Consider the following 7,520-nt stretch of genomic DNA (forward strand, 5'->3'; position numbering starts at 1 on the left):
AGTGTCTAAACCTGATGTTTCTAATGATTTCGCAATGCAAAGGTTTTCCGTTGCACCCATGCTCGATTGGACAGATCGCCACTGCCGATACTTTCATCGCTTGCTGTCCTCGCAAACGTTACTGTATACCGAGATGGTCACGACAGGCGCGATCATTCATGGTAAAGGGGACTTCTTGGCTTACAACGAGGAGGAACACCCAGTAGCGTTGCAATTGGGTGGTTCGAATCCTCAAGACCTTGCTCATTGTGCCAAACTTGCCCAGCAGTACGGGTACGATGAAATCAACCTCAATGTGGGTTGTCCGTCCGATCGCGTCCAGAATGGTCGTTTTGGTGCTTGTTTAATGGCAGAGCCGCAACTGGTGGCGGATTGCGTTGCAGCGATGAAATCAGTAGTTGATATTCCGGTAACCGTGAAGACGCGCATTGGTATTGATGACATGGATTCTTATGAATTTTTGACTGATTTTATTTCATTGGTATCAGAGAAAGGGGGCTGTGAACAGTTTACTATTCATGCGCGTAAGGCGTGGCTTAGTGGTTTGAGCCCAAAAGAGAACCGTGAAATACCGCCGTTAGATTACTCACGGGCATATCAGCTGAAAAAAGATTTCCCACATTTAGTCATTGCTGTGAATGGCGGTGTCAAAACCTTAGCTGAAGTCAGTGAGCATTTACAGCATCTTGATGGCGTAATGATTGGCCGGGAAGCTTATCAAAGCCCTTATTTGTTGGCGGAAGTGGATCAGACCATTTTTGGCATGGATACGCCGATTAAAAAACGTTCTCAAATTATTGAAGAGATGTTTCCTTATATTGAACGTCAATTAGCTCAGGGGTCTTACCTTGGCCATATAACCCGCCATATGTTAGGTATGTTCCAAAATATGCCAGGTGCTCGTCAATGGCGACGTTATATCAGTGAGAATGCGCATAAGCCCGGTGCGGGAATTGAAGTCGTGCAAGCGGCATTAGCAAAAATTCCGAAAGAGTTGAATGTGTAAAAATTACCAACTTAAGTGGTGATTTTTACCAACAATAGAAAGGCTAAATGACTCGGTGTTATTTGGCTTTTTTTATTGAAATAAATATTGCTTTTCAAGTGCTTGATTGGCCAAGAAACTGTGATTTTTTTAGTCTTGACTTGAAATCAGAGGTGGTAATGACAAGTTGGCTCGATATCTGCTAGTGGTAAGAGAAACGGAGGAAAACATCATGTTGGAACTTATTTTCTTATTGGTTTTTATTGCAACTTTATTGGCGACAGGCATCACTTTGGCGACTGTGTTTATTGCGACGGTCATGGGCTTTATAGTATTAGCATTACTAGGCATGATTGGAGTGATGTTTAAGCTACTACCTTGGATCATTGTGATTGTTTTGGGGGTCTGGTTCTTCCGTCATGTGGTGTACACCCCTCGCTAATGTGGCAGTCAACGAAACGTTAACTCACTTCAGGAATATGCTACTATCGCGTTCAATTAAGAACATGCATTAGTAGCGAATAAATAGGGAGCAATTAGGGATGAATAAACCAATTTGGTTAGCGTTGGTCAGTGTGGCAATGATGATGTCAACCGCATCGGTTCAAGCAGAATCATTTTATCGTGGAGAAGTTGGTGCTGACATGTGGTGGGGCAGCACTAAAATCGACAATACTCGTCGTGATGATGTGAAGACACCTTCAATCCACGTTGCTTTTGAGCATCAGCTACCTTATTTGCCCAATGCGAGTATTCGTTATACAACGCTTGAGGCGGATTATGCATCCTTTGATAAGTACGACTATACCTTGTATTACAATCTGTTAGAGCGACAGTTAATGTCGTTCGATGCGGGTGTTACATTCACTCAATATAGTGGTTCTCAGTATCAAGCACCAGATAGCTTGAAGTACAGTTTTGATAAGACGACTTTTAACTGGTATGCCTATGCCACAATTAAAATTCCCAATACCCAAGTTGATGTGATTGGGCAGTTTGATTTTGGTGATAGTGGCGGAATTAAAAGCGCAGATGTACTAGCGGGTTTGCAGTATTCCATACCTATTCGTGCTGGCAATGTCGCATTGCGTGGCGGCTATCGTGTGATTGATCTTGAATTCACCGAACTTGACCCAAAAACGAAAAACTCATTTGTCTTTGTTGATGGTTGGTTCTTGGGGGCTGAATTTCAATTTTAAGTATCGATTCGATACTTACGCGCTAAATGCATTTTCCATAAAACGCTACCTCTACAAGGTGGCGTTTTTTATAACTGACAATTATATTATTGCGCAATTTCTTAGCAGAATAAGCAAAATGTACCATGCTTAATTCACGAGTGAATAATGTGAAAATGGTGTGGTGATGACGATTACCGAGTTAAGGGACTTGTATCGTGAGAACAAGCTTATCGAAGCCATTATTGAACCTTCTTTCCAAGAAGGGCATTGGATAGTCGAGTTTCGGCATTGCCGTGGTGGGTTCGTGCTATTAACCGATTCTCAGGGTGACGAATGCCAGTATACCGATCTGGATCTTGCCTCTAAATCGGCTATGGAGGTGGGTTTTAAGCAAGTTCGAGTCGAGTCTAAATGAGAGAATTAAGCGTAATGCCTACTTCCAAAAAGTTATAAAACATACTTATCTATTCTTTCTTGTTATTAAAGAGAGTGGTTAATCTATTGTCACGCAATGAATAGGGAAGTCGTGACCATGTCTTCAGGAAATACCATACCCCAAGAGCTAGCCAGTTTAGCTAGCCCACTCAATGACGCGCAACTGAACGGATTGCAGCGTACTATTTCAGAACTTTCCCCGCAGCAGCTTGCTTGGGTTAGCGGATATTTTTGGGGCCTCAGTCAGTCTCAAGCATCAAGTATTTCTACTTCCAGCTCACAAGCAGCCACTTTAGTATCAATGGAGCCTGCGACTCAATTAACCATTATTTTCGCTTCTCAAACAGGCAATGCAAAAGGCCTTGCTGAAGGATTGGAAAGAGAAGCTCAGGCTGCCGGTATCGCGGTTCAATTATTCGATGCGAGTGATTACAAGGGCAAAGATCTTGCGAAAGAAACGCATGTTATTTTTGTTGCATCGACCAATGGCGAGGGCGAAGCCCCTGACAATGCATTAGCGCTGCATGAATTTTTACAATCCAAGAAAGCGCCGAAATTACCTCACTTGCAATATGGTGTGATTGGCTTAGGTGACTCCAGTTATGAATTTTTCTGCCAAACGGGTAAAGATTTTGATGCATTTTTAGAGCAGCTTGGTGCCAAACGTTTTATTGAGCGAGTGGATTGCGACGTTGATTACGAACATCAAGCCGCCGAGTGGAAAGCCAAAGCATTAGCAGTGGTAAAAGAAGCTTTTGCAAGTACGTCTACGCAAGTTGTGCAATTACCCGTGAGTCAAACCACGAGTCATCTATCTCAATACAGTAAGCAAAATCCTTACAGTGCGACTTTACTGACGAGTCAAAAAATTACTGGGCGAGATTCAGGAAAAGAGGTGCGCCACATTGAAATTGACTTGGGTGAGTCAGGTATAACGTATCAGTCTGGGGATGCGCTTGGAGTATGGTATGAAAACGATACAGAGTTAGTCAATGCCGTGTTATCTGCGACTGGGCTATCGGGTGTCGAAAGTGTTGACGTCGATGGCGAAAGTTTATCCATCCATAGTGCTTTAATGCATAAATATGAAATTACGGCTGCAAATCCTCAGATGGTGACCAAGTTTGCTGAGTTATCTGGTTGTACGAAACTGCTTGAGCTGGTGGAGGATAAAGAGAAGCTCAGATTGTATGCGAGCCATCATCAAGTGATTGATGTACTGCGAGAGAAGCAAACTAAACTGACGGCCCAAGCGCTACTCTCTTTATTACGTCGTTTAACGCCGCGTCTTTATTCTATCGCATCAAGTCAAAGCGAAGTTGAAGATGAAGTGCATCTTACCGTCAGCATTGTTCAGTATATACACCAAGATGAGCACCGTTTTGGGGGAGCGTCCAGTTACCTTGGCCAGCGCTTAGAAGAGGGCGACAAGGTAAAGGTTTTCATTGAACACAATAATAATTTCAAACTACCGCAAGATGATAACGTGCCTATTATCATGATTGGTCCTGGCACCGGAATTGCGCCATTTCGTAGCTTTATTCAAGAGCGTGATAACCGTGAAGCAAAAGGAAAAAACTGGCTGTTTTTTGGTGATCGTACATTTACTCAAGATTTTCTCTATCAAGTTGAGTGGCAAAAATATCTGAAATCCGGTGTGCTGAGTCGTCTAGATGTGGCGTTTAGCCGTGATCAACATGAGAAAGTCTACGTTCAGCATCGATTACTTGAACAATCCGAACTGGTCTGGCAATGGATTCAAAACGGTGCGTATCTTTATGTCTGTGGTGATGCAACGCACATGGCGAAAGATGTGCATGATGCACTAATTGTTATTGCACAGCAGCAAGGTGGGTTATCACGTGAACAGGCAGAGACATATATCAACGATCTGCGCAAAGCAAAACGTTATCAAAGGGATGTGTACTAATGAGCACCAAACAACAATCTAATCATCAAGAAGTATTAGGACAAGAGCTAGGCCCATTGTCAGATAACGAGCGCTTGAAACGTGAAAGTCACTTTTTACGTGGGACGATCGAGCAAGATCTGCAAGATCACATCACAGGTGGCTTTAGTGCTGACAACTTTCAGTTGATTCGCTTTCATGGCATGTATCAACAAGACGATCGCGATATTCGTAACGAACGTGCAAAACAAAAGTTAGAACCTCTGCACAATGTGATGTTACGTGCGCGCATGCCTGGCGGGATCATCACACCGAAACAATGGCTAGCGATAGATAAATTTGCAACTGAGCACAGCCTATATGGCAGCATTCGTTTAACCACTCGCCAAACCTTTCAGTTTCACGGGGTATTGAAGCCTAACATTAAATTGATGCATCAAACGTTAAACAGCATTGGTATTGATTCGATTGCCACAGCGGGTGATGTGAACCGTAACGTACTGTGTACGTCCAATCCTGTGGAGTCTGAACTGCATCAGGAAGCTTACGAATGGGCGAAGAAGATTTCGGAGCATCTGTTACCTAAAACGCGCGCTTATGCCGAAATTTGGTTGGATGGTGAAAAACTAGAAACTACAGATGAAGAGCCGATTTTAGGTAATAACTACTTACCGCGTAAGTTCAAAACGACAGTGGTTATTCCGCCCCAAAACGATGTGGATGTACATGCCAACGATTTAAACTTTGTTGCGATTGCCGAACAAGGTCGGTTAGTTGGTTTTAATGTGCTGGTGGGTGGCGGCCTAGCCATGACGCACGGTGATACTTCTACTTACCCGCGTCGTGCTGATGATTTCGGATTTATTCCTTTGGATAAAACCTTAGAAGTCGCCGCCGCTGTGGTTACGACTCAGCGTGATTGGGGAAACCGGTCTAATCGTAAAAATGCAAAAACTAAATACACACTCGACAGAGTGGGCGTCGATGTGTTCAAAGCCGAAGTTGAAAAGCGTGCTGGTATTGAGTTTGCGGTCAGCCGTCCTTACGAGCTTACAGAACGTGGTGATCGGATTGGGTGGATTGAAGGTATCGATGGTAAGCATCATTTAACACTTTTCATCGAAAATGGTCGTTTACTCGATTTCCCTGATAAACCGCTAAAGCGTGGTGTGGCAGAAATTGCTAAAATCCACCAAGGTGATTTTCGTATGACGGCCAATCAAAACCTCATCGTAGCGGGAGTACCTGCTGTACAAAAAGCTACGATTGAGCAGATTGCGCGTCAGCATGGTTTGATCAATGACAATGTGAGTGAGCAACGTAAAAATTCGATGGCGTGCGTCTCTTTCCCTACGTGCCCATTAGCTATGGCTGAAGCGGAACGTTTCCTCCCTCAATTTGTAACGGATGTAGAGACGATCCTACAAAAACATGCGTTACCTAAAGAAGAAAACATTATCTTACGTGTCACAGGTTGTCCGAACGGATGTGGCCGAGCCATGTTGGCTGAAATTGGTTTAGTTGGTAAAGCTCCCGGTCGCTACAACCTACATCTTGGCGGCAATAGAGCGGGCACTCGTGTGCCTAAAATGTATAAAGAAAACATTACCGATAAACAGATCCTAGAAGAAATTGACCATCTAGTCGGCCGCTGGGCGCTAGAGCGTCAATCCAATGAGGGTTTTGGCGATTTCACCATTCGCACCGGCATTATAGAAGAGGTGATCATCTCTAAGAGAGATTTCTATGCTTGAAGTACCAGTAGTTCCTAAATTGTCCGAGTTATTGGCGCTAACTAAAGTAGAGCAAACGTTACACCTTGCCCCATTAAATGCTTATCTCGAAACGTTAACAGCGCAGCAGCGAGTGATGTGGGCGATTGAGAATCTAGAAGGAACCCATGCGCTTTCTTCTAGCTTTGGCATTCAAGCCGCATTGATGCTGCATCTGGTTTCTAGCGTAAAAAGCGATATACCAGTGGTATTGACGGATACTGGCTATTTGTTTCCTGAAACATATCAATTTATTGACCAGCTCACGGAGCACCTAAATCTTAATCTGCATATCTTCAGCGCTACGATAAGTCCATCATGGCAGGAGGCACGTTACGGTAAACTTTGGGAACAAGGCGTTACTGGCATTGAACAATACAATCACCTTAATAAAGTAGAACCGATGCGAAGAGCGTTAGATGAACTAGATATTGGTACTTGGTTTTCTGGCCTACGCCGAGAGCAATCACAATCGCGGGCGACATTACCTATTTTAGCGATTCAAAATGGTGTGTTTAAATTCCTACCTGTGATTGATTGGACAAATAAAGATGTACATTATTATCTGCAAGAAAATCACCTGCCGTATCATTCATTGTGGGAGCAAGGTTACCTTTCAGTTGGTGACACTCATACCACTCGTAAATGGGAACCGGGAATGAATGAAGAAGAAACGCGTTTCTTCGGCTTAAAAAGAGAGTGTGGTCTTCATGAAGAGAATAACTAAGGAGATGATGCAGGTATTTAATCTTCTATATAGTGTAAAAAAGAAATGAGTGAAACGGAAAAAGCGTCTGAAGGCGCTTTTTCTACGTTTGAAAAGATAAAAATTACAGCTAATGTGCATAACTCTGTGGGTAACGTGTTTACTTGATCTTAGTAAAATTGAATAAATAAGGCTTTGAGCAGTAATTTGGTGATTAAGCGCTATTTTTGCAATTTTTATAAAATAACGCTTGCCAACGTGACGGCGATCTCTATAATGCGACCTCACTGATACGGCACAGCCAGTAAGGGTTCAAGCCCAACCAGCAGCCAATCAGTAGGTCAAATCAGTAAGACGAAATAATTTAATAAAGTGTTTGACACTTTTCATTATCTCGCTAGAATGGCCGCCTCTTCAAAGGAAGCCTCGGCAAGCCAGAGAAGAACGCTCTTTAACAATATAAACCTATCAATCTGTGTGGGCACTCGTTGATGATAATCAAAAAGATTTATCAATGAACTGAGTGACCAAT

General features: G+C 43.2%; 7 protein-coding genes. All 7 read left to right on the top strand.

The features are described 5' to 3' along the window. Positions 1–34 precede the first annotated feature (34 nt). Positions 35–1,006 (top strand): tRNA dihydrouridine(20/20a) synthase DusA, encoded by a 972-nt coding sequence (gene dusA / locus AACT18_RS11625; RefSeq protein ID WP_094125275.1) that lies wholly within the window; start codon positions 35–37, stop codon positions 1,004–1,006. A gap of 211 nt (positions 1,007–1,217) precedes the next feature. After that, positions 1,218–1,427 carry an envelope stress response protein PspG gene (pspG, locus tag AACT18_RS11630; protein ID WP_094125276.1) on the top strand — a complete coding sequence of 70 codons (210 nt, stop codon included), beginning with the start codon at positions 1,218–1,220 and terminating at the stop codon, positions 1,425–1,427. Positions 1,428–1,527: 100 nt separating this feature from the next. Further along, positions 1,528–2,184, top strand: coding sequence for a TIGR04219 family outer membrane beta-barrel protein (locus AACT18_RS11635; protein WP_019282801.1), 657 nt, complete (start codon positions 1,528–1,530; stop codon positions 2,182–2,184). A gap of 166 nt (positions 2,185–2,350) precedes the next feature. Then, positions 2,351–2,581, top strand: coding sequence for a hypothetical protein (locus AACT18_RS11640; protein ID WP_038149123.1), 231 nt, complete (start codon positions 2,351–2,353; stop codon positions 2,579–2,581). Between the two features lie 96 nt (positions 2,582–2,677). Continuing rightward, positions 2,678–4,531: an assimilatory sulfite reductase (NADPH) flavoprotein subunit gene (locus tag AACT18_RS11645; protein WP_094125277.1), complete on the top strand. Its 1,854-nt coding sequence runs from the start codon at positions 2,678–2,680 to the stop codon at positions 4,529–4,531. Continuing rightward, positions 4,531–6,264, top strand: a complete 1,734-nt coding sequence (cysI, locus tag AACT18_RS11650) for an assimilatory sulfite reductase (NADPH) hemoprotein subunit (RefSeq protein ID WP_094125278.1) — start codon at positions 4,531–4,533, stop codon at positions 6,262–6,264. The genes AACT18_RS11645 and cysI overlap by 1 nt, the downstream gene beginning before the upstream one ends. Next, positions 6,257–7,009: a phosphoadenylyl-sulfate reductase gene (locus AACT18_RS11655; RefSeq protein WP_094125279.1), complete on the top strand. Its 753-nt coding sequence runs from the start codon at positions 6,257–6,259 to the stop codon at positions 7,007–7,009. The genes cysI and AACT18_RS11655 overlap by 8 nt, the downstream gene beginning before the upstream one ends. Positions 7,010–7,520 lie beyond the last annotated feature (511 nt).

The sequence above is a fragment of the Vibrio sp. V04_P4A5T148 genome, from assembly GCF_963875605.1.
GTDB classification, from domain to species: Bacteria; Pseudomonadota; Gammaproteobacteria; order Enterobacterales; family Vibrionaceae; genus Vibrio; species Vibrio anguillarum.